Annotated in this window: 18 protein-coding genes and 3 pseudogenes; 10 read left to right on the plus strand and 11 right to left on the minus strand. The window is 63.6% G+C overall.

All coding sequences use genetic code 11. The features are described 5' to 3' along the window. Nucleotides 1-61 precede the first annotated feature (61 nt). Nucleotides 62-1,189 (minus strand): hypothetical protein, encoded by a 1,128-nt coding sequence (locus tag ACFVJ5_RS30650; protein WP_379225473.1) that lies wholly within the window; start codon nucleotides 1,187-1,189, stop codon nucleotides 62-64. Nucleotides 1,190-1,471: 282 nt separating this feature from the next. Here ACFVJ5_RS30650 and ACFVJ5_RS30655 point away from each other — a divergent pair, with 282 nt between their 5' ends. The 3 genes from ACFVJ5_RS30655 to ACFVJ5_RS30665 all read left to right on the plus strand — a co-directional run bounded on the left by ACFVJ5_RS30655 (nucleotide 1,472) and on the right by ACFVJ5_RS30665 (nucleotide 2,929). Then, entirely contained in the window at nucleotides 1,472-1,708 is a 237-nt protein-coding gene (locus ACFVJ5_RS30655) for a hypothetical protein (protein ID WP_379225474.1), read from the plus strand. A gap of 75 nt (nucleotides 1,709-1,783) precedes the next feature. Beyond that, nucleotides 1,784-2,254, plus strand: a complete 471-nt coding sequence (locus ACFVJ5_RS30660) for a hypothetical protein (RefSeq protein WP_379225476.1) — start codon at nucleotides 1,784-1,786, stop codon at nucleotides 2,252-2,254. Between the two features lie 378 nt (nucleotides 2,255-2,632). Further along, nucleotides 2,633-2,929 carry a hypothetical protein gene (locus ACFVJ5_RS30665; RefSeq protein ID WP_379225478.1) on the plus strand — a complete coding sequence of 99 codons (297 nt, stop codon included), beginning with the start codon at nucleotides 2,633-2,635 and terminating at the stop codon, nucleotides 2,927-2,929. A gap of 335 nt (nucleotides 2,930-3,264) precedes the next feature. Here ACFVJ5_RS30665 and ACFVJ5_RS30670 read toward each other — a convergent pair whose 3' ends face one another. The 3 genes from ACFVJ5_RS30670 to ACFVJ5_RS30680 all read right to left on the minus strand — a co-directional run bounded on the left by ACFVJ5_RS30670 (nucleotide 3,265) and on the right by ACFVJ5_RS30680 (nucleotide 5,496). Next, the gene (locus ACFVJ5_RS30670) at nucleotides 3,265-3,825 is read right to left on the minus strand and encodes a flavoprotein (RefSeq protein ID WP_379225480.1); all 561 of its coding nucleotides are present in this window, start codon (nucleotides 3,823-3,825) and stop codon (nucleotides 3,265-3,267) included. A 336-nt stretch (nucleotides 3,826-4,161) separates the two neighbouring features. Next, nucleotides 4,162-4,527 carry a hypothetical protein gene (locus tag ACFVJ5_RS30675; protein ID WP_379225482.1) on the minus strand — a complete coding sequence of 122 codons (366 nt, stop codon included), beginning with the start codon at nucleotides 4,525-4,527 and terminating at the stop codon, nucleotides 4,162-4,164. 24 nt (nucleotides 4,528-4,551) lie between these two features. Further along, nucleotides 4,552-5,496 carry a hypothetical protein gene (locus ACFVJ5_RS30680; RefSeq protein ID WP_379225484.1) on the minus strand — a complete coding sequence of 315 codons (945 nt, stop codon included), beginning with the start codon at nucleotides 5,494-5,496 and terminating at the stop codon, nucleotides 4,552-4,554. Between the two features lie 471 nt (nucleotides 5,497-5,967). Between ACFVJ5_RS30680 and ACFVJ5_RS30685 the strand changes: the two genes are divergently transcribed. Both ACFVJ5_RS30685 and ACFVJ5_RS30690 read left to right on the plus strand, forming a co-directional pair. Next, on the plus strand, nucleotides 5,968-6,510 hold the full coding sequence (locus tag ACFVJ5_RS30685; protein ID WP_379225486.1) for a hypothetical protein: 543 nt from the start codon (nucleotides 5,968-5,970) through the stop codon (nucleotides 6,508-6,510). An 11-nt stretch (nucleotides 6,511-6,521) separates the two neighbouring features. Beyond that, nucleotides 6,522-7,577: a hypothetical protein gene (locus ACFVJ5_RS30690; RefSeq protein ID WP_379225488.1), complete on the plus strand. Its 1,056-nt coding sequence runs from the start codon at nucleotides 6,522-6,524 to the stop codon at nucleotides 7,575-7,577. Here ACFVJ5_RS30690 and ACFVJ5_RS30695 read toward each other — a convergent pair. Beyond that, entirely contained in the window at nucleotides 7,552-9,747 is a 2,196-nt protein-coding gene (locus ACFVJ5_RS30695; RefSeq protein ID WP_379225489.1) for a sensor histidine kinase, read from the minus strand. The two genes, ACFVJ5_RS30690 and ACFVJ5_RS30695, sit on opposite strands and share 26 nt — an antisense overlap. Next, nucleotides 9,744-10,412, minus strand: coding sequence for a LuxR C-terminal-related transcriptional regulator (locus ACFVJ5_RS30700; protein ID WP_379225491.1), 669 nt, complete (start codon nucleotides 10,410-10,412; stop codon nucleotides 9,744-9,746). The genes ACFVJ5_RS30695 and ACFVJ5_RS30700 overlap by 4 nt, the downstream gene beginning before the upstream one ends. A 287-nt stretch (nucleotides 10,413-10,699) precedes the next feature. Here ACFVJ5_RS30700 and ACFVJ5_RS30705 point away from each other — a divergent pair, with 287 nt between their 5' ends. Next, nucleotides 10,700-11,689, plus strand: coding sequence for a hypothetical protein (locus ACFVJ5_RS30705; protein ID WP_379225493.1), 990 nt, complete (start codon nucleotides 10,700-10,702; stop codon nucleotides 11,687-11,689). Between the two features lie 162 nt (nucleotides 11,690-11,851). Here the strand turns inward: ACFVJ5_RS30705 and ACFVJ5_RS30710 are convergent, their stop codons facing one another. Then, nucleotides 11,852-12,286: a hypothetical protein gene (locus tag ACFVJ5_RS30710; protein WP_379225495.1), complete on the minus strand. Its 435-nt coding sequence runs from the start codon at nucleotides 12,284-12,286 to the stop codon at nucleotides 11,852-11,854. 216 nt (nucleotides 12,287-12,502) lie between these two features. Continuing rightward, on the minus strand, nucleotides 12,503-12,883 hold the full coding sequence (locus ACFVJ5_RS30715) for a winged helix-turn-helix transcriptional regulator (RefSeq protein ID WP_379225497.1): 381 nt from the start codon (nucleotides 12,881-12,883) through the stop codon (nucleotides 12,503-12,505). Nucleotides 12,884-12,975: 92 nt separating this feature from the next. On the opposite strand from ACFVJ5_RS30715, the gene ACFVJ5_RS30720 reads away from it, so the two are divergent. Beyond that, complete coding sequence (locus ACFVJ5_RS30720; protein ID WP_379225499.1) at nucleotides 12,976-13,839, plus strand: enoyl-CoA hydratase/isomerase family protein; 864 nt, start codon at nucleotides 12,976-12,978, stop codon at nucleotides 13,837-13,839. A gap of 123 nt (nucleotides 13,840-13,962) precedes the next feature. After that, a complete protein-coding gene (locus ACFVJ5_RS30725) occupies nucleotides 13,963-14,433 on the plus strand; it encodes a transposase (protein ID WP_379225501.1) in 471 nt (156 codons plus the stop codon). A gap of 10 nt (nucleotides 14,434-14,443) precedes the next feature. Here ACFVJ5_RS30725 and ACFVJ5_RS30730 read toward each other — a convergent pair. Further along, nucleotides 14,444-15,345 (minus strand): annotated as a pseudogene (locus ACFVJ5_RS30730) (DUF3626 domain-containing protein). Nucleotides 15,346-15,503: 158 nt separating this feature from the next. Here ACFVJ5_RS30730 and ACFVJ5_RS30735 point away from each other — a divergent pair. After that, nucleotides 15,504-15,872, plus strand: coding sequence for a hypothetical protein (locus tag ACFVJ5_RS30735; protein WP_379225503.1), 369 nt, complete (start codon nucleotides 15,504-15,506; stop codon nucleotides 15,870-15,872). Nucleotides 15,873-16,735: 863 nt separating this feature from the next. Next, a pseudogene (locus ACFVJ5_RS30740) lies at nucleotides 16,736-17,610 on the plus strand (IS5 family transposase). Nucleotides 17,611-17,637: 27 nt separating this feature from the next. Here ACFVJ5_RS30740 and ACFVJ5_RS30745 read toward each other — a convergent pair. Next, on the minus strand, nucleotides 17,638-18,804 hold the full coding sequence (locus tag ACFVJ5_RS30745; RefSeq protein WP_379225505.1) for a LysM peptidoglycan-binding domain-containing protein: 1,167 nt from the start codon (nucleotides 18,802-18,804) through the stop codon (nucleotides 17,638-17,640). 355 nt (nucleotides 18,805-19,159) lie between these two features. Beyond that, nucleotides 19,160-19,330 (minus strand): annotated as a pseudogene (locus ACFVJ5_RS30750) (CoA transferase); the annotation flags it as partial. Nucleotides 19,331-19,699 lie beyond the last annotated feature (369 nt).

Here is a 19,699-nt window from a genome sequence, read left to right on the forward strand (position 1 = left end):
GGACTGCTGCACGGGCAGGTGACGCTGACACCAGATCGTGCAGCAGTCCCCAAAAAGCAGTTCAGCTCACACGCGGGATGTGGACGCTCGCAATACACAGCCTGACATGCCGTTCGCCTACCTGGTATTCGAAGACGGGCCATCCACTCGGGCCGATAGCTTCGTCCACATAGCCTTCTACGCGGCGCAGGGCGGCCAGGCGTCGCTCACGAGGGCCATCGAATTCCTTCTGCTTGAAGTAGAGGAGCAAGACTGCTGCCGTGTCGTGGGTATTGAGGTAGCTGAAGAGCTGCGGATCGACTGCTTCGGTGACGACCGTGTCGTCGCTGGCGATCTTGGCTTCGCAGATGAAGATCTTCTCCGGGCCGCTTCCCTCGGCGAGGACGTCCGCCTGAATGAAGATATCGGATTTGCCGCGGCGGCTGTAGACCTCTCGTTTTGAGTTCGCCAGGGAAGCGTTGAGCGTCACTGCAAGATGATCGCTCAGGCGATCCTCGCCCAGGGGGTAGAAGGTCACCGGGTAACGCTCGATCCCGTTTGCCCACAGCCGGATCACTTGCTGCACATCGGCGAAGGACTTCGGGTCGAGTCGATCCCGATGCTCGACGGTGGCTTCACCGGGCCCCGGTCCGGCTACAGCATCGGCCGTCGGCTGCTCAGATGTGGTCGGGATAGATTCCAGAGTTGGTGCGGCTAACGTCCACTCGTCGTCGAAGGTCAGAGTAGCGCTTACCGCGGCTCGGTTGGTCAGGAGCCTGCGTTTATATGCGATCCGCTCTTTGAGCAACTGAGGGAGTTCGACATCGAAGTATCGGTTCGTCTGGGTCGTGATGGCTTCCACGACGGACCGGGCATAGGTGACCCGAGCGTCGAAGACCGCTCGGATATCGAGTTCGCCCCTGGCGACTGCTGCCTCTTCCTCTTCGCTCAGCTCGACATAGGTGTAGAGGCCCCAGGCAGCCATGGCTTCATCCGGGCTCCCGAGGTGCCAGGTGTCACGGGCCAACTGCAGCTCATGACGCTCAACCTTGTCGAGTTGCGCCCACTCCTTCGAAGCGGCAACCACGTCGGCATCAACGGGGAGCAGGTCCGGCGATGCGTCAGGCCAGTACTGGACGAGCCGGTGCTCGCCGTCCAACCGGACACCAACATAGTGGTGAGTGACCGCCTCGTATCCTGCGTTGGACACGGGTCTCCACTCTCCGAGACGTGTCGAGTTTCGTATTTGCGAAGTTAGAGTCAGGGGCTCTGGCCGCATCTCGGCGAGAAGCTGTGGGACATCGCGCTCGAAGTTGCCAAGCTCCTCGAGTGAGCTGATTGTACCGAACCGCACTGTCAGCACGCTGGTGCTGAGAAGGGACTCCAAGAATCGAGACAGCGGGCGGGAACTCCTGCTATCGCAGTTGAGCACGTATGGCATGGGGCGCAGTCTATTTGGCGACGTCATCGGTCGAAGGGTTGGCGCAGCTGTTTGAAGCGAATCTCGCCAATCACCTTCGGCTCGTCGGTGCTGATCATCCCGATCAGTCACGTAACCGATCCCCGCAATCTTGGCCGCCTCGCGACCTGGGACCTGACCAACATGATGCAAGTCGGGCAGTTGACCATTGCCGCGATCACCACCGCGCTGGCCGAACACGGTCGCCACTGGCGCCCGATCCCACGAAGTCGTCCGGAGCAACCAGAATCAAGATCAGCTCTAGACTGATCCTGTGCCATCCGCGCGGCGGGCAGCGGCACACATCCAAGGGGGAAAATGATGAGGTCCGGCCGCGCAGCCGCGATGGCAATACTGATGGTGGTCGGCCTGCTCGGCTGCACAACTCACTCCTCGAGCGAGCCGCAGCCCGCCACCGCACCGCCGATTGCGGACTCCCTCGATCCGAAGGTCGTGGCCAAGCTCGCCTACCTCGACAGCCTGCGCACCCTCGACTCCTGCGGCTTCCTCGACCCGGCCGCTCTGGAGCAGATCACGCGGCCTGCATACATCGGCGCGGCCGGCGAGTTCGACTCCTGCACAGCCGATTTCGGTGGCGAAGTCGGTCCCAAACGCATCGCCAAGGTCGAATTCGACATGGGAATGATCGGCCAGACCGGATTCGGCACACCAGTCGAGGTCGGCGGGACGACGATCCGGGTCGCCGACTCCGGTGGCGAGTTCTGCAGCGCCCATCTCCGATTCGATGATCAGCAAACCGTCGCGATCCGGGTATTCACCGCCCCCGCTCGCGCCACCCGCGGACCTATGCCCTGAAGCGGTCGACATCGCCACAGCATCGATCCCGCTCCTCGGGACACGCCCCCCACGTTCCGGATCGACTCACGCACACATCGACACCCGTCTTGCTCGGCTCGACGCGGCGGGGACCGGCAAGTATTCCGCCAGCTGCGAACTGATCCTCGGCGTCGATGCTCAACGACGATCCAAGCTGGAACGGATCACCGGACCCGACATCGACATCGAGTTGATTCGGGTCAACACCACCGGTGGAGGCTGCGACAACGCCAAAACGACCGCGACCGAGCTGGTCCGGCTATACAGGCTGCTCGGCTGAGGTTGGGTTTGCCAGAAATTGCTGATCGACGATGACGAACCCGTCGCAGTAGCGATAGACGTCATAACCTGCTGCCCATGACTGTGGGTATGACGATCATCGGCTACGCCGTCCTCAACGCGAACCTGATCGAAGAACGGATCCGCGCCGAACTTCGCCGACTCGGCGATCCCGACGACGGCCTCTACGGCGCCTTGTTCGTCTACGACCACGCCCAGGACGGCTCCACCACGAAATGGACGTTCTTCACCGACGATCCGGCCTACGCCGAGATGCTGACCAAGGGCACGGGGAAGGAAGAGTTCGACCCCGAGATGTTGCGAGCCAAACTCCCTGCGTACCAGCCAGGTTGGATCATCACCACCGACAGCTGAGCACCTCGCCCCGGAGGTACGTCGCGGTCGCCGCGGTGAAAACGGCCGCGCGATCCGAGGCCGAACCTGTCCACACCGGGGACAGGGAGTTCGTGGCGAACCGGGCAGCGGCACACCCCGACGACGCGGCGGACAAGCCGAAACCGGTCCGAAATGCCGGGAGCGGGATGGCGTCCGAGTACGTCCAACCAGGTATGACCCCTGAATTGCGTGCTGTTCTGCTCGCCCACGGCGTCAACCCCGACCACCCCATCCAGCGCGAAATCACCGACGCTCTCGCTGATCTCGCGTTGGCCTCGCGCGAACCTTGTCCACGTCTACCTCGAGTCGAGGCTCTACTCGCTGACCGGGTGTCTTGCCGCAACAGGCGGTAGCCGGTCGAGCGCGCGCTCCCACGCGAATCCAGCGCCTGTGCCAGTGCCGGGGCTGTGCGGGGTGTGTCCGTCGGTCCCGAGCAGCACCTGCACGCCCGCCCCGCGCAGAGTCTCCACGCTGACAGCGAAGGCGGGATGTTCGGCTTGGGCGGCGTTGAGGTGCGGCAACGCGATCAACGGTAACCCCAGCCCGATCGCTTCGGTGATCAACCCGAGCGGCAGCGTGTCACTGATCCCGGCAGCCCATTTGTTGATCGTGTTCGAGGTTGCCGGCGCGACGATCATCGCCTCGGCCGGTGGCAGTACATCGGGTTCACCGGGCAGCTTGTAGCGGACCCGGATCGGGTGTCCGGTCAACTCGGCCAGGTCCGGAAGTTGGTCGGCCAGCCATGTGTGCGCGGTTTCGGTCAGGACCAGGCAGGTGTCCCAGCCGCGCTCGATCGCGCCAGAGACCAATGTGGTGATCGACAGCACGGGCGGGGCGGCACAGCCCACTACATAGAGCACAGGCACGATCGTCATCGTCGCACACCCACACGGATGGCGTGCCCCGAAGTTCAGCAGGGCCAGCGCCTTTGACCATTTCCTCGATGAGGGGCTACGGCGCCGATGGCCAACCTGGCAACTCTGGGTAGTACCCCACACGGTGGTACCCACCGACCTGCCGCCGCTGACATCCGACCGATCAACGAATCCGCTACGGCTGGAAGTCCACGTCGCCACCGCTGACCTGACGACACTCGTGCAGTGGATCCCCTCGATGCAGAAACACATCGACAAACTCGCGAGCATTGCCGATACGCCGACCTGCTGAAGAGGCGGGCGTGCAGCCCGACCGGTGACGACGACATGCCCCGCTCACCTGACCAACCCATCGTCAGGCGGACTCATCGAGCGGCCGTACTCGCCGAGCTGCTTTACTCGTTCGACCTTGATCAGCGAGGACATCGTGACGGTGTCGCCGTGGTCGCCGATGGTGAGGACGGCCCAGGCGAGGACGGTGATCGCGTAGTCGCTGTAGCGGAACAGGACTGGTTGGCCGAGGGCGTTGTCGCCGTTCTTGTAGCGACGGGAGATATTACCTCCACCACCGCAGGTTTCGTGTCGTTTGAGGTATCCGAAAGCGTGGTTTCGATGCGCCCGTGAAAGACTGGCAGAACCGAGGAAGTTCTGGTGCCACGGCGGCAACGCTCGCATGACCGTCGACGCCGGGGAATACCGCACCGCCACCGTTGATTCGGGCGAGACTCAGGTGTCGCGGATCTTGCGCACGATTCCCAGTCCCAGGTGAGCAACCACAGCGAACATCGGTGGCCAGTACCAGCTGAATTGGCCACCAGTTTGCGCGAAGGCTTGGTACAGAAGTAGGACAAACCCACCGGCGAATCCCGCAATCCCGGCGGGCGAAATCACTTCCTCGCCATCCCGGTACGGGAACACAAGGCCGAGCACGCCGAGAGACACGATCATGGTTGGCAACAGCACCGCCAGCAGTGGATACAGGTCGCCCTCACGGTTTCTGCCCGCCCAGAAGAAGGTCGGGTAAACACCGGGGAACACGAACGCGATCACGTACGCCACCACCGGGGTGAGGGCCCACACCGGAATCGCCAGAACAAGCAAGAGGACCATCGGCCCGATAATGCTGAGGGGACGATCCCATCGCTTGCGTCGAGCCACGTCGGCGGATCTGCGCTGGTACTCGACATTGTCAAGCGACCGAGGTTCACCGCAGACCTGCATGAGGGCTTCGATCAGGGCATCTCCGCGCCGCTGAACTCTCACCTGGAAGTTGCGGCCGAGTTCGAACCTGACTCCGGAGGCATCGCGTTCGACAATCTCATAGTCGGCGAAGTTCGGCCGGTCCATCGCGGAAAGGTGCCAATCCAACATAGGTGTCAGCGGATTCTCCAGCGACGCCACCACATCGACAACCAACGGTACCGCCGGACCAGACGCTCGAAAGTCTGCGCACACCAACGTTCCGTCGGCACGCAGCACATAGATCGAGCCGGCCTCCCAACTCCAGTCGCCATTTCGAGTATCCCTAGCGCCTTCGTCGACGACCATCCCCAGCACCCAACCGCGCGTCCGATCGCCGGCATGTATGCCCGCGATCGATGCGGCAGTTCGGGCAGCCAGGTCGCGGATGCCGTCCGCATCGACCGTCGAGGATTCGTAATCTTCGCTCATCCGAGCACCTTCTGTTCAGCGGCTGTGACGCGAACGTTCCGACAGCCTGTTACTCCGGAATTGGTGGCGAGTCCGAGCATGGCTCGGACTCGCCACCAACACCACTGGGCTACTTCGATCCTTGGCCGTTGCACGCGCCGCAGTTCACCCAGTTGCCCAGATCGCTGTGCCCGCCCGAGCCATTGCACCGAGGACAGACAACATCTCGAAGGAACTGCCAAACACCCATCATGACAACCTCTTTCAGTCGATGAGCCGGAGACCCGAGCTCGGACTCGACGAGTATGTGCCGCGTCGACCAGGCGGTGAAAGAGTCAATTTCTAGCGTCACCCGGACGCTCGAGGCAGCCGCGCTCGAGGCGCCCGCGCCACCTGACACTAGAAACTGAATCTGTCCGGAGGTGGGCCGCGCATTCGAGAATCTTCCTATTGGTTGATCGCCACGACATCGTGGCCATACACAAGGCGGCCATGATTACTACACCCGAAAACCTCAGCGACGCCGCACGACGCCGACAGCCTGTGCGGGCCGCCGAAGTCCGCAGTCCGAAAGTCCGCGGAGGGGCCAAGTTCGTCGCGGTCGCGGCTGTCACGGTAGGGACGGTCACGGCCATCATTCAGGCAGGTTTGCCGTTTCTGCTGGGTGCCTGGTTCGGCGGTGGAGGCGCACTGGGCAACTCGGCGCTGGTTCTACACGGTTTCCTCAGCGTCGCCTGGCTCCTGACCCTGGTGACATTGACTGTGACGGTCCTGCGTCCCTCGACGGCGACCAGGCCGGCATACACCTCGTCGATTTCGACGAAATGCGGCGTCGTCGCGGCGACAGTCGTCGCGGTCTTCAGCACCGGGGTCAGTTTCGTCTATGGCTCCTACGGCGCACTGGCGTGGGTCACCGCCCTCATCGATCTGGCCAGCGTCGCGATGGTAGCCAGATCGACCATCGGATCAGCCCCCGCGTCCTATCCGCCTCCCCACGGCAACCGGGGCCACATTGTGAACCAGCAGCGACCCTGAGGACCCTGAACATGACCCCGTCGGCACCTTCGCGCACCGCAATCTTCGGTTCGGCCCTAGCGCTCACGATTCTCACTGCCTGCGGCGGCACCGACAATCCGCCGAACAACAGCACAAGCCGCCCGCCATCGTACCTTTCATCGACGGTCGCGAAATCCGACGAAGGCAATGCTCGCCCTTCAGGAATTCTGTATCTCCGCACCAAACAAGGCGACTCCGCGTCGCGACCTTCCACCACGCTGCGCGCCCTCGACCCGGCAACCGGCTCGACAACAGTGGTGCGGGAGTTCGTGCACCCGACTGGCGTCGCACCGTCGATCGACACGAACAAGGCCATCCGCGCACGAAACGGCTTCTCACCCGACCTGCAGCGCATGGCCGCAACGAAAACCGTTGGCACCGAAAGCCATGTGGGCTGGATCGACGCCGCCAACACCTTCATCGACATCAGCGCACACAACGCCAGCACCAACAGCTTCGCGAACAAGCCCCAGGACACTTCTCCGACATTCGACGCGACTGGTGCCTTCTACTACCTCGACCTTGTCGCCAAGGCGGTCATGCGGGTACCAGCGGGAGCAAAGAACGCCGAGTTCGTTCGCACCGAAACATTTACCCCCACAGGCATACTTCGCGACAACCCGAAGCTCTACGTGTCCCCAACTGGGACCGTCAGCGTCGCTCGTTCAGGCGGACAACACCTCTACGCCGAGCGCGACACGATCGGTTCCGGCGGCGAACTGGTCGATGACTGGCTCAGCGGTGACACCTTCATCTCGCAGAAGGCAGAGGCCCCACGCGGCAACCCGATCTACCGATGCACAACAACCCCTCCGCAACGCGCGCACATGCTCGATTGCGCCGACACACCGCTGACTCCCCGCGCGAGCGACCAGGACATCGGCACACCGGTCGCGAGTCCTGACAAGAGCCGAATCGCGTTCGGTGCCCACCGTGATGGCACTACGAGGGTTTTCGTGATCCCGGCGGCAGGCGGCGGCCCGATCGAGATCGAGCGATTCTTCGTCACCGGCGACAGCGTTACGCTGATCCAGTGGCTGCCCTAGTTACGGATGCTGTTCTGGCAATAGAACGTCGCCGCGTTCCTTCCGGGGTTCGAGCAACGACGGTGGCCAGGAGGTCGCGACCGGGCGGCCCGATTCGGACGATAAACTGCCCGGTCCCGGCGGCGGCGAGTTCCGCGGTGACAGCAGCGAACAGTTCCGTTCGAGTGTCGATTGGGCAATCGTCGGCACCGTGGTCGTCGTAGAGCAGGACTTCCACGCCGCGCTCACGAGCGAGGTGAATCGCTTGCGCGAGAACAGGTGTCGACAAGATCCCGCCACGCAACTCGTCTCGTAGCCGGGCTTCGAGCAGGACACTTGCCCGCCGCGCCCGGTCGGTCAAGGAGTCACTGTGCGCGATTTCGGTCAGGATCGGCCGGGCGATCAGATCGAACGCGCGACGCCGTTGCCGGCGTTCGGCGATGGCGGCGCGCGCGACAGATTCGCGGCGCGCCAACTGCACGGACTCCTCGCGCAGTTCGACGATGTTCTGCAGCCGCGGTCGAACAAGCCGAGCGAACGCGGTGGCACCTACCAGAGGGGCGAAGTCAGCGAGACGGCTCAGCACCAACGGCGCCGCGTCGAATCCTTCGTTCGCGGCCCAGACCGTGCAGACTGCCACGACTCCGATCTGCCCGCACCAGGCCATCGCGGGGCGGCCACGCAGGGTCAGCAGCGCGTAGATCGCAGCGGTCGCCGAGGCAGGCCACAGCTGCTCGGGCGAGTGCAGCGCCGCTGACCCCCACACAGCGACAGCCGTTCCCACCGGACCGAATGCCGCACCGAGACCCACCCACCGCGACACCGGATCGTGCGGCGCCATCACGAACCACGCAGCCATCGCGGAATAGCTCAGCAGCGCGGTCACGGCAGCAATCCCCAGCGCGCCATGTGTGCTCATCACTGCGAGCGCGACGATTCCGACCAAATACGTTGCTGCGAGCAGAATCGCTGACCTCGTCCGTATTCCGAGGAACTGCCGAATGTCTGGACCGTCTGCTGCAACGGGCCTTCGCCACGCCAGCTGTACTCGGGTACCTTCGCCCGGCGCCGACTCCACCGCGACGGTGCCACCATCGATATGTTCGAGCTGTCGGATAGTTCCCCGGATGCCGAACCTGCCCGCGGGTGTCGCGGATGGGTCGAACCCTGGTCCGTCATCGCTAACGGTCACCCGGAATTCGCACGCTCCGACGACAGCATGAACCGAACACCGAACACCCGTATGGCTGTGGCGCACACTGTTGCGCACCGCCTCCGCGGCGCCGGTAACTGCGGCATACACAGCGTCAGCATCCAGTTCGCTGTGCTCGGCGGTCGTCACCGCCTCGACCTCGATGGCTGGCGCCACCTCCGCGATTGCCGATCGAAGCGACTCGACCATCGCCCCGTCGGTGATGGGCGCCGCGGACGAAACCAGCGGCATCGCCTCCATTTTCGCCAAGGTGGACCGCGCCTCGCCGCGTGTCCGTTCGCTTGCTGGCAGCTGGACGGCGGCCAGTAGCGTCGCGATGGCCCAGTCGTGGATGACAGTGTCGTGGATACGGCGTTGTGCCGCACGGGTTTCCGCCGCTGCGGTCACCTCGGCTTGACGCAGGGTGGCGGTCCGCGTCCGGTCGAGCATCCGCGCGGTCCGAAGCCCTTCCAGCACCATCGCGACGAAAACCAGGGAGAACCCGAACGAGTAGAGCAATTCCAAACCGAAGGCGAAATTTGCAGCGGAAGCGCGGTTTTGATTGAGAAGCTGTACCGCGCCGGTAGCGACAAGTAGGTACAGGACCACAAACCACGACTGCCATGCCAAGGCTGCCGACATCGCGGCCAGTCCGGGCACAAATGACAGCCACAGCGATCCGGGCAAAGGCGTTCCGTTCCAGGCCACCGGCCACAACAACGCCACACCGAGAAACATCGCAGGGACCGCCATCGCGATCCTGCGCAAAGCCGCCACCGAGCGGGTCTGCGCCGACTGGAACAACAACACCGCCGGCGCCACCAGCACGGCCAAGACCGACACAATCGTCCACCACCAGGCCACGAACGCCGAGTCAACGATGATGCGTGATGCCAGCAAAAGTGCGTAGGCGCCGAAGGCAACCGCGATCAGACGGGCGAGCGACCGCAGTACCTGCTCATAGCTCGTGTGGGCCGATCCCCCTGCGGCACGGTTCATTTCCTCGCGCGCCACCATGGTCGCGGAACGATTCCATCGCGCTGCGCGGTCCGACGCAATTGCGAACGAGACACCACCGGTGACCCGGCCGCCGCGTACTTGGCCCGAATCCTCGTCAAGTACAGGTTGACAGTGTTCTTGCTGACGCCCATCAGCTCCGCGACGTCGGCGGCGGACTCACCGGCGGCATACAGCGCCAGCGCCTCCTCTTCCCTCGGCGCCAGTCGCGGTCGTGACGGATCGGCGTCGATGGCCGTGGCCCAGTCGATGGTCCCGATCGGCTCGCCGGCGGCCGCAGACCTCACTGCCACACAAATTGCCTCCGCGGACTCGGACTTGCGGATCACACCCAGCACCCCGGCGCGTGCCGCTTCGCGCACCAAGTCCGGCCGGTCGCCTGTTGTGAGAACCAAGACCTTCTCGATCCCTGCCCGGTGAAGTTGTTCGACGTTGCCGCGCGGTGTCGAATCATCGTCCAACGACAGGTCCAGGATGGCCATGTCGACCGGCACATTCAGTGCCAGTAGGGCATCCACGGACCCTCCCGCCGCGGCAACATCCAGATCCGGCGCCGCGACTAAGGCCTGACGTAGACCCTCGATCAGTAGCTCATGGTCCTCGACAACCCCGATTCGAACACCCCGCGATTCCCCAAGACCGGTCATCGCCACATCATCTCAGCACCGAGCCGACCATGCCTGCCACACCAGCAGATCCAACCCGGCCGAGGGACGCCAAGTGTTGAATTTATCTGTCCTTCAACAGAACCGGAAGCAATCCGGTCGGATCAAGGATAGGAATGCCGATAGGTCTGCCCGTCATCTCGGCTGACCGCAGCCGCCAAGATCTCCCTGCGCATCGCTGACCAGAGTCCGGTGACCGGACTTATACCGTGTCAACGGAGTTGTCCGCAGTTGACGACGGTTGTGGTCACGACGCAAGCTGCCCAGCGGTGAGCAAGCTGACCACCTTTGCCGGAACGACGAAGTGCCTGTCGTCCAAAGCGTTCTCCCCCACAGCAGTGGATGAACCGATCAGAGTAGGCAACGCCGCCGCGGTGCGGCGGAAGCCGATGCGGCGCGGCGCCGCTTCTTCGAGGCGCAGGCTTCACCACACGGTTCACCGCCAGCGCGGTGATGAGCACCGAGCTGGTACGCGGCGCGACGGTCGGGTCAGCGACGTTCATCGTCGACGCGGACACCAATACCAGGATCGCGGTCCACTTCCGACTACCCCATTCGACGACCTCGGTCAGGACATGATGAGTTTGTCGGGCCGACTTCGCCTGCAAGACAGAACCTTTGCCCTATCTGCCTGCGGGAGGGTTGGTGTGGACACCAGCTACGAGACAGTCGACGTGGACACCTCCCTTGTTTCGGCAACCGACCGGATCGACTACTGGACTGCACACAGCCAGACCAACCAAGGAGACATGCGACTCGGTTTCGCAAGCCCCCAACAGTTCACCGGATCCATGCGGGTGCACCGATCTCGGCCATCGGTTGGTACGCCACCGATAGCGTGGGGGCAGGGTAGGTTCTTGCTCGACGACGGGCGCTGGGCTCCGAACGGGCGCTTCGTGATCAGCAAGCGCTTGTCCGGACCGACAGGGCAGATCGACCAGCGTCACACGTTCGAGGACGCATACCGATGGCTTATCGACGAGGTTGACATCTGTGAGAAGACTTCCCAGGGCTATAGATTCGGGGGCTTGATTCATTTCGGTACCAAGTACTCCACGTCTACACACCTCCCGTCCGAAATCGAACTGGCATTTGACGAGAGCACCGATCAACTGATTCACGCGAGCAGGGCGAATGTGGTGTCGCGTGTGGTGTCGAGATCGGCAGGTGAAGAGCTCCGATTGGTTCCGGTGGAGGTCGCACTGGCGGAACTTGTCGCTCAAGCAGTTCTCGATCCGCCACCGAACGACTGGCGATAATCGGTTCCCACTCCTGCCGCTGGGGTGAGTATCTAGTGCGTTCGGGGTCTTCATGCGAGGTAGCTCCTATCTGGGAGGGGTGAACAAGGTCGATGACGTTCGCCTGCTGAAACTCTGATGCCGGGATGGTCCAGGTGGGCGTGGCGACTGCCGCATCCAGCCTCAGGCTGTGTCCTCGCCGAGCACCTCCTTCTCCTCGACGTCAGTGTCACCAAGACCACCGAAGTTCCTTGTGGCCCTGGCAGGTTCGGTCAGCGCGGTCTGCGGCGCTGGGACGTCGAGAGCGATGTCGGCGTCGCTGTCGCCGGTGATGGCGGCCAGTTCGCCGGGATCTGTTGTGATGAGCACATTCTCGGTATGCGAGGCCAGAGACCCGAACACCGCGCGGTCGGTGCCACCGACCGCCAACAGCCCCGAACCGCGTGCGGCCGAGAGCAGGAACTGCTGCTCGCCGTCGGAGAGGTGGAACGCCGTAGCGACCTCATCGATGGCCTGCGGCGCCTGGCGTAACAGGATCTGCGTCGCTGCGTTGGACACGATCGCGCGCCCCAGCTCGGTCGAGCACACATCCGCGCAGTCTTGTGTGGCGACGGTCAAGCCCGCCCAGTGTTTGCGGAAGCTTTTCGCTGCCCGGAACAAGTCCGAAGCACAGACGTTCGCCGCGGCACTGACCCGGTTCGTCCGCGAGGAACCCTTCGGCTGAGCCGGTCAGCCGCGGCTTCGCCGTCCGGTGATGCTCGACCACATCGACGCTACCCACCGTGACCAAAACGTAACGCGCACGAGTTCTTTCGGGGTTCGGATGACTTCCTGTCACCGGTTCGGCGCGGGTTCCCTTCGGTCGTAATCCATTTGGCGCGCTTGGATTTCGTCGGCATTGGCGACCGTCCAGGCATATAGCCGGTCGAAGGGCTCCCGCAGGGATTCGCCGAGCGGAGTGCGCGAGTACTCGACCCCGACCGGGGACGTCGCCAGCACGCGGCGAACGATCATCTCGTTGCGTTCCAGCCGCCGCAGGGTCTGGGTCAGGACCCGCTGGGTCACACCGTCGAGGCGGCGCTTGATCTCGTTGAACCGGCGAGGCTCGTCGAGAATTGTCATCACCATCATCGACCACTTGTCGGCGATCTGATCGAGGATCGGGCGGCTCGGGCAGTCGGATCGGAAGACGATGCCGGGGTCGGAGCTGGTCATATCGGTATCCTCCGCAATCCTTACGATGCTGAAAGTGCGTTATTGACGCCGGTCTCCCGTCGCCGCAGGGTAAGTATGCATCAGGAACCTAGATGCCTATCGGGTACGAATCGGAGATCTCCATGAACCATGACACCTACACGACCCTGCGAGTGCGCCGTGCAGCAGGCATCGCGTATGTCACGCTCGACAACCCGCCGGTCAACGTGCTGAATGTCGCCCTGATGAGCGACCTGCGGAACCTGCTGGCCGCAGTCCGGGACGACGATTCGATTCGGGTGATCGTGTTCGACAGCGCCGACCCGGAGTTCTTCATCGCGCACGTCGACATGTCGCTGATCGACACACCCGACGCTTTCGCGGAACTCGCGGCCGACCTGCCGGACGGCGTCAACATCTTCCAAGCCCTCGGTGAATTGCTCCGGCACCAACCCCAGGTGACCATCGTCAAACTCGCCGGGATGGCGCGTGGCGGCGGAGCGGAATTTGTTGCGGCCGCGGACATGTCGTTCGCGGCGATCGGTCGCGCAGGGATCGGTCAGATCGAAGCGCTCATGGGCATCGTTCCTGGGGGTGGTGGCACCCAGTACCTGGCCGCCCGAGTCGGGCGGCACCGCGCGCTGGAGGCGGTGCTGGGTGCCGAGCTGTTCGACGCCGAGACCGCGCAGCGCTACGGCTGGGTCAACCGAGCCGTTCCCGCCGACGAGCTCGACGACCTGGTCGACCGCCTCGCCCGCAACATCGCGGCCCTGCCCGAGGGGGTGATCGCGGCGGCCAAGTGTGCCGTCGCTCCCGAGGACCTCGGCGAGGGTCTGCTGCGTGAGCACCTCGCCTGGGCGGGTACGTTCGCTCGTCCCGCGGCCGAGCGTTTGATCCGCGGCGGAATGGCGAACGGTGCCCAGACCCGCGCGGGCGAGCGCGATCTGGAGGGTCTGCTCCGGGGTCTGGCCGGATAGGACCCGGCTACTACGGTGAGACGCGGCGGCGACGGAATGGGTGAGTAATGCGGTTCGGGTTCGTCGCGCATGTGGTCGGTGACGGCGACTCGGCGGGGGAATCATGGGGCGATTAGACGTGGCGTGCAACTGATCTGGTGTCGGGACGCCATCGGAGGGAAACGTCCGCTCACGCCGCGCGGAGAAGGCGACAGTGGTCGGGCCGAGCGCGGCGACCGGTTCGCCTCCTGGAACGGCACCGCGCCCTTGGACGCCTCCTCGGGAGAACAGCAACGCCATCGACTCTCCCGCGCCGGCAACCGCAAAATCAACCGGGTTCTCCACATCATGGCCGTCGTTCAACTACGCCATCACACCACTGGTCGGGTCTACTACGACACCCGCAGGACCGGCGGAAAGACATCCATGGAGGCGTTACGCGCGCTCAAGTGCAGACTCTCCAACATCGTCTACGCGCGAATGCTCGCAGATCAACGACGTGGCGAATTGGCGGGCTCGGGAGGGCAATCGGGAACGACTACTGACTCCAGCGCGACCGTTTCCAACCTGCACACCGACCCTTCGGACAAGCCACAACCCGGGGTCTTGACCTAAAGGGGTGCCATTACAGTGCGTTGCGTCTTCCTGATCCGTTCACTCCGAAGCGGGCGAGACAGTGCCAAATCTTCTTCAGTGACTGAGCATCGTATTCGCGTGACTGCGCCGCCTTACCGAGCACGGAGGCGTCCAGTACGCCGTTCACCGCGATCGAAGTGCCAAGGTCCACATATTGCACCTCCCGATACTCAGGATGCTGGAGCAGAGACTCGACGCTGAGGTGAAATCCGTTGTGCCACTCCACAGCACACGGAAGCCGCCGTGCGGTGGTCTCGATACCGGGGCCACGGTGGCTGGGATCGAGCACGATCGCCTCGACATCCCGATCGAGTCGGACGGAACCGTGGATGTGCGCCTCGATGTAGGTATCGAGCATGTCGGTATCGTCCATCTCGGCCAGTGCGATGAGACTCATGCTTGATGCCACGCCGAAATTCGAGGGGTTCAGATGACTGTCGGGGTAGCAGAATGTCGTGCGGTCCAACACCGTAGCGGTCAATCGTAAATGTGCTGATCCGAACCGTGGCGCGGCACCGAACGGCAAGTGCCGGAAGTTCAGCGCACGTAGACCGGGCGATGTTCGACCGGCGCTTGGTCATATGCACCGCCGAACATCCGGCTCTCCCACTGCCAGCGGTCGCCACCCGGATACGCGGTCAGGCCACCGTTGCTAGTCCCTGTAACGAATTGCGAGCGGTAGAACCCATCATCGACCAGCGCTTCGATGATGGGCTGGTCCCCGACCAGCCCATCGGGATGAAAGTTCACCGTCACCGGCATTGAGGAGTCCAGCGCTCGCCCCTGAGACTGTGCGGCGACGTACGCGACCGCCCGCGTTACGGCTATGGATGGGCGGTCGCTATACACATGCTCAGTCTGCTCGAGGATCGAACATACGCAACTCGGCATTTCAGTACGCCGCTGATGCCGAGATCATCGCGCCGGTTGACCTTTGGGGCACGCCGCGAAGCCGGTCGAACCGCGGCGCCACACAGCAGGAGAGTAACGGGACGTCCTCAGAGCAAAGCCTCATGGGAGAATGCGGCGTGGCTGATCGCATCGGGGTAGTGAGTACTCTTCCCCCAGATAACGAGGGTCGCCGCCTACTCCTCCTCGATGACGGCCGAACCGAACGCATCGAGCCGGACCTGACCGATGATGAGATCAAAGCCCGCTTCGACCTGGACCGCGTCGCCCGCTCGCCCAAGATCCCCTTCTGTGAAGGTCTCCTGTTGGACGGTCCACTCGCAGGGACGCGCAACTACGCGGTCAACGAGCTCGGAAGCCGCGCCACCTACTACCTGCCTCGTCCACCCGCTGGCGAAATCCCCGGACCGCTGCCCCAACGCGGTGTTGTCTACGAGGTCGTGGTGCTCGGCGCCGACGGCAAGCCTGCAGAACTCCGCCACGTCAGCGATCCCACCGGGACCGGTTGACGACAACTCGAAATTCCAGCGCCCGCTCGCCCGCATCGGTACTGATGACGCCGTGGTAGTCGATTGCCATTCGGACTCAGGACACGCCAATCGGTAGATCAACCAAGGCGCGCCACGTCGGCCGTTCGGGACCGCACGATCAGCGGGATGAGTGTGCGTCGCTGCTGACTGTCAGACAGTTGGCGCGAAGCGGCAAACACGTGATTGACGCGGCTGAAATCCGAGCCGCTCATACAGCCGGGTAGCCGCCGACCTCGACGTTCGCGAAGTCAGGTCCGGGCGACAGTGGAGAACCCGAACAACCCGTGTCCGCGTCGCAACAGGATGTGACCGGCGACAGCGCCGGCGACGTAGGCCAACCGCGGCGATCGCACAGGCGGACATAAGCATCCCGAGATATCCGAGGAACAACCCCGAACTGACCCGAAGTCAGATCCCACAAGGATGAATACCAAAATCCTGCCTACCACAACTGAATTGCCGCGCGGAGTCGATCACCGCGCCCCACGGCGACAGGTCATCTGGGAGTTCACCGCGACCGACGAAACCAGAGCGATATCCAACCTCGGCGTGCTGCTCTATCGAATGGGTGACCTCGACGAAGCCGAAACCTGGTTGCGTAATGCCGCCACCAACGGCCACATCAACGCTGTCACAACCTCGGCGGGCTTAGCCGCCCTGCTCGGGTGCAGTCACCTTGATTCGGAGTTACACCGCTGTTTGCACAGTCCCCACGACACTGAGTGCGCGTTGCCGCGCCTAGGCCATGTCTCCCAATGGGATTTTCGGTTCACGACCGGTAGTCCGTCAGGTCGTGCATCATCTTCGCCGTGGCGGAGACTATCGGTGATCGGCATCAGGTTCTGACGGACAACCAGTGGGAACTGCTCGAGCTGCTGTTACCGAAATCCGATGGCCGCGTGGGCCGTAACTTCGCCATCAACCGCCTGTCGTGGAGGGAATGTTGTTACGGTTGCGGACCGGGATGCCCTGGCGGGACTGCCCGAGGTATTCGGTCCGTGGCAGACAGTGCGGAAACGGCACCGCCGGTATGCCGCCGACGGCACCTGGGATCGGGTGCTGGTCGCGTTGACCGCGTTGGCGGATGCGACCGGCAACCTCGATTGGGTAGTTTCGGTCGATTCGACGATCGTGCGGGTTCATCAACACGGCGCCAACACCCGTCGCAGTGGCGGCGCGGTGGCCGGCCCGGATGGTGAGTTAGGAGCCGGCTGATCACGGGATCGGCCGGTCTCGGGGCGGGCTGACTACCAAAGCCCACCTGGTTACCGATGGCAACGGTCGCGGTTTGGCGGTGTTGATCACCGGGGGCCAGGCCGCAGATTGTCCTGTGATGCCCGCGGCGCTCGACGCGATCGCGGTCCCGCGATTGGTTGGTGGTCCGCCGCGCCGGAATCCTGATCGGGTCCTGGCCGATAAGGCGTATTCCTCGACGGCGAATCGAAATCTGTTGCGGAGCAAGCGGATCGTGGCGGTGATCCCGCAGCGGTCTGATCAGGTCGCCAACCGGAAACGTCGAGGTCGTGCCGGTGGGCGCCCGCCCGGGTTCGACTCGGATGCTTACAAGGGGCGCAATGTGGTCGAGCGGGCGTTCAACAAGGCCAAACACTGGCGTGGGGTCGCGACTCGTTACGACAAACTGGCCTGCACTTACCGGGCCGGGATCGTCATGGCTCTCACGGTCGAATGGCTGAAGCTATTGGGAGACATGACCTAGAGGCTGGCGGCCGACAGCCGTGCGCTGTCAGGCCGGTGCGATGTGTGGTCCCCAGTAGTTGAGGTGAGCGGCCGAGTGGGCGAGTACGGTGCGTTCGGGAATGATGTCCCAGATTCCGTATTTGTCGTGGGGGAAGTCGCGCAGGAAGTTGTTGAGGTCCACTGCGGTGGCGAACAGGCGGGCGGGATCGATCGGTCCCAGAATTCCTGAGTTCACCCAGTCGACAATGTGTTCGGCGATCCCGGTGATCATGGCGACCGGGTCGGTGAGGGTGAATTCGGTGGCGATGTCGTAGGCCTGTTTCAAGTAGGTGCCCGCGATGTTGGCATTGCCGTAGATGTCTCCGGGCAGGCAGTAGTCGAACCAGTCGATGGGGTGGGTTTCGGTGATGTTGTCGCCCGAGATGCCTTGGTAGGCAAGGGAATTGCCGAGATGGAAGGTACGGCCCAACCCGCGATGCGGTGAGGCGAGGGCGTGTACCCAGTGACAGTCGCCGCGTCGGCCCTGCAGTGAACCGGACACGATGTCGCGACCGACCAGCGAGACCACTGCCCCGCCCTGGCTGTAGCCGAGCAGGCCGAACGACCCGGCGTGCGCGTTGATCAGTCTGGTCAGTTCGGCGATGCCCATGTCGCGGGAGGCACTGTAGGACGGTCGGCCCAGAGCGTCGAGCAGGGCGTCGCCGCCGCCGGGGACGGGTCCGAAACTGGCGGGATAGTTCACGTATTCGATGTCGAACCATTGCGGGTCGAGGGCGTTGGTGATGCCGGTCAGCATACCGATGGGGTCCGACGGGCTGATTCCGCCCGGATTGGCGTTGGCGGCGGCGACGGCTTCCCACGTGCCGGGCACACAGAACAGCGTGTGCTTGGCGAGGGTCAGGTCGGGGATGATCAGGGTCTGCCCGACGGTGATCATGTTCGGGTCGGCGAGCTTGTTGGCGGCCGCGATCAGCGGAAACCGCGCGCGGTCGCCGTAGAACCGCTCGGCCAGACCGGACAGTGTGTCGCCTACGACCACTGTGTGGGTGGCGGTGAGCCCGGGAACGATGAGCACCTGACCGACCCTGATCACGTTCGGGTCGGCGATCCGGTTTGCGATCGCGATCACCGGATACAGCGACGAGTCGCCGTAGAAGCGGCTGGCCAGTGCCGACATGGTGTCACGTGCAGCAACCGTGTAGCGGATAGCCATGATCGACCTCTCGTCCTCGGGATCAGCATCGACGATTCCATTACCACGCAGAACTGACCCGAGTGGTGGAGTACTCCAAAATTGCGCCGATATCGACACCGTCGCGGTCGGACGGGGCCACGGCAAGCAGCCGGGCCCTGCGGGGAGACAGCCGCGGCACGGCGATCGCCTGTGTGGTCTTCTGCCGCACATTCCGGATTCAGAGGGATCGGCATCGAACCCTTCCGATTGGGCCCTTCGCCGAGGATCGGACCTTCCTCTGGGCTTCGGACCTCCCTCTGGGCTTGGGCCAAGCATGGCTTGCGCGGTCTGCCCGGCACCGAGCACGCGATCCGACGGCGGGAGCCGGGCCAGGCCATCGAGTTCGCGAGCCCACCCGAGGTGGCCACCACTGTCGGGTATCGTCCCCGACTCCGGCGCGCTCGATCTTGATGACGTCGGCACCGAGATCGGCAAGCAGCATTGCGGCGTTCGGCCCGGCGAGCACCCGGCCGAAGTCCGCGATCAGCAGCCCGTCCAAGGACATACTTCCCGCCGACGCGCTGACCGGAACGCTGCCTCGCCTGTCAGCACCTTGCCGATCACGAGGTGGTGCATCTCTGATGTTCACTCATAGGCAAGCACAGACTCCAGAATCGACAAATCGGCCGGGTAGCGATCGTGACCGGAGTCGTTCAACGTCGACGAGATCCCTACGCGCCCGTGGTCGGCGTGCCCATGCGATCAGATGCCACCGAAACCGGTGCCCAAGCTGGTTTCGAACCGGCAGACACCAGGCGGCCGAAACCTGCTCCCGCCTCGAAATATCGGCATCTACCAGGAACTTTGCCCTCCATCGCGATCACGCAGCCGTACGCACGGATAGGCAACATTGGGCTGCACTATTGCACGTATA

Origin of the sequence: Nocardia sp. NPDC127606 (assembly GCF_042671725.1) — a bacterium.
Taxonomy (GTDB): Bacteria; Actinomycetota; Actinomycetes; order Mycobacteriales; family Mycobacteriaceae; genus Nocardia.

Coding starts and splice junctions, on each gene's coding strand:
- ACFVJ5_RS30660 (WP_379225476.1), top strand. CDS start 1,784: ATGGCAATACTGATGGTGGTCGGCCTGCTCGGCTGCACAACTCACTCC.
- ACFVJ5_RS30665 (WP_379225478.1), top strand. CDS start 2,633: ATGACTGTGGGTATGACGATCATCGGCTACGCCGTCCTCAACGCGAAC.
- ACFVJ5_RS30670 (WP_379225480.1), bottom strand. CDS start 3,825: ATGACGATCGTGCCTGTGCTCTATGTAGTGGGCTGTGCCGCCCCGCCC.
- ACFVJ5_RS30680 (WP_379225484.1), bottom strand. CDS start 5,496: ATGAGCGAAGATTACGAATCCTCGACGGTCGATGCGGACGGCATCCGC.
- ACFVJ5_RS30685 (WP_379225486.1), top strand. CDS start 5,968: ATGATTACTACACCCGAAAACCTCAGCGACGCCGCACGACGCCGACAG.
- ACFVJ5_RS30690 (WP_379225488.1), top strand. CDS start 6,522: ATGACCCCGTCGGCACCTTCGCGCACCGCAATCTTCGGTTCGGCCCTA.
- ACFVJ5_RS30695 (WP_379225489.1), bottom strand. CDS start 9,747: ATGAACCGTGCCGCAGGGGGATCGGCCCACACGAGCTATGAGCAGGTA.
- ACFVJ5_RS30700 (WP_379225491.1), bottom strand. CDS start 10,412: ATGACCGGTCTTGGGGAATCGCGGGGTGTTCGAATCGGGGTTGTCGAG.
- ACFVJ5_RS30715 (WP_379225497.1), bottom strand. CDS start 12,883: ATGACCAGCTCCGACCCCGGCATCGTCTTCCGATCCGACTGCCCGAGC.
- ACFVJ5_RS30720 (WP_379225499.1), top strand. CDS start 12,976: ATGCCTATCGGGTACGAATCGGAGATCTCCATGAACCATGACACCTAC.
- ACFVJ5_RS30745 (WP_379225505.1), bottom strand. CDS start 18,804: ATGGCTATCCGCTACACGGTTGCTGCACGTGACACCATGTCGGCACTG.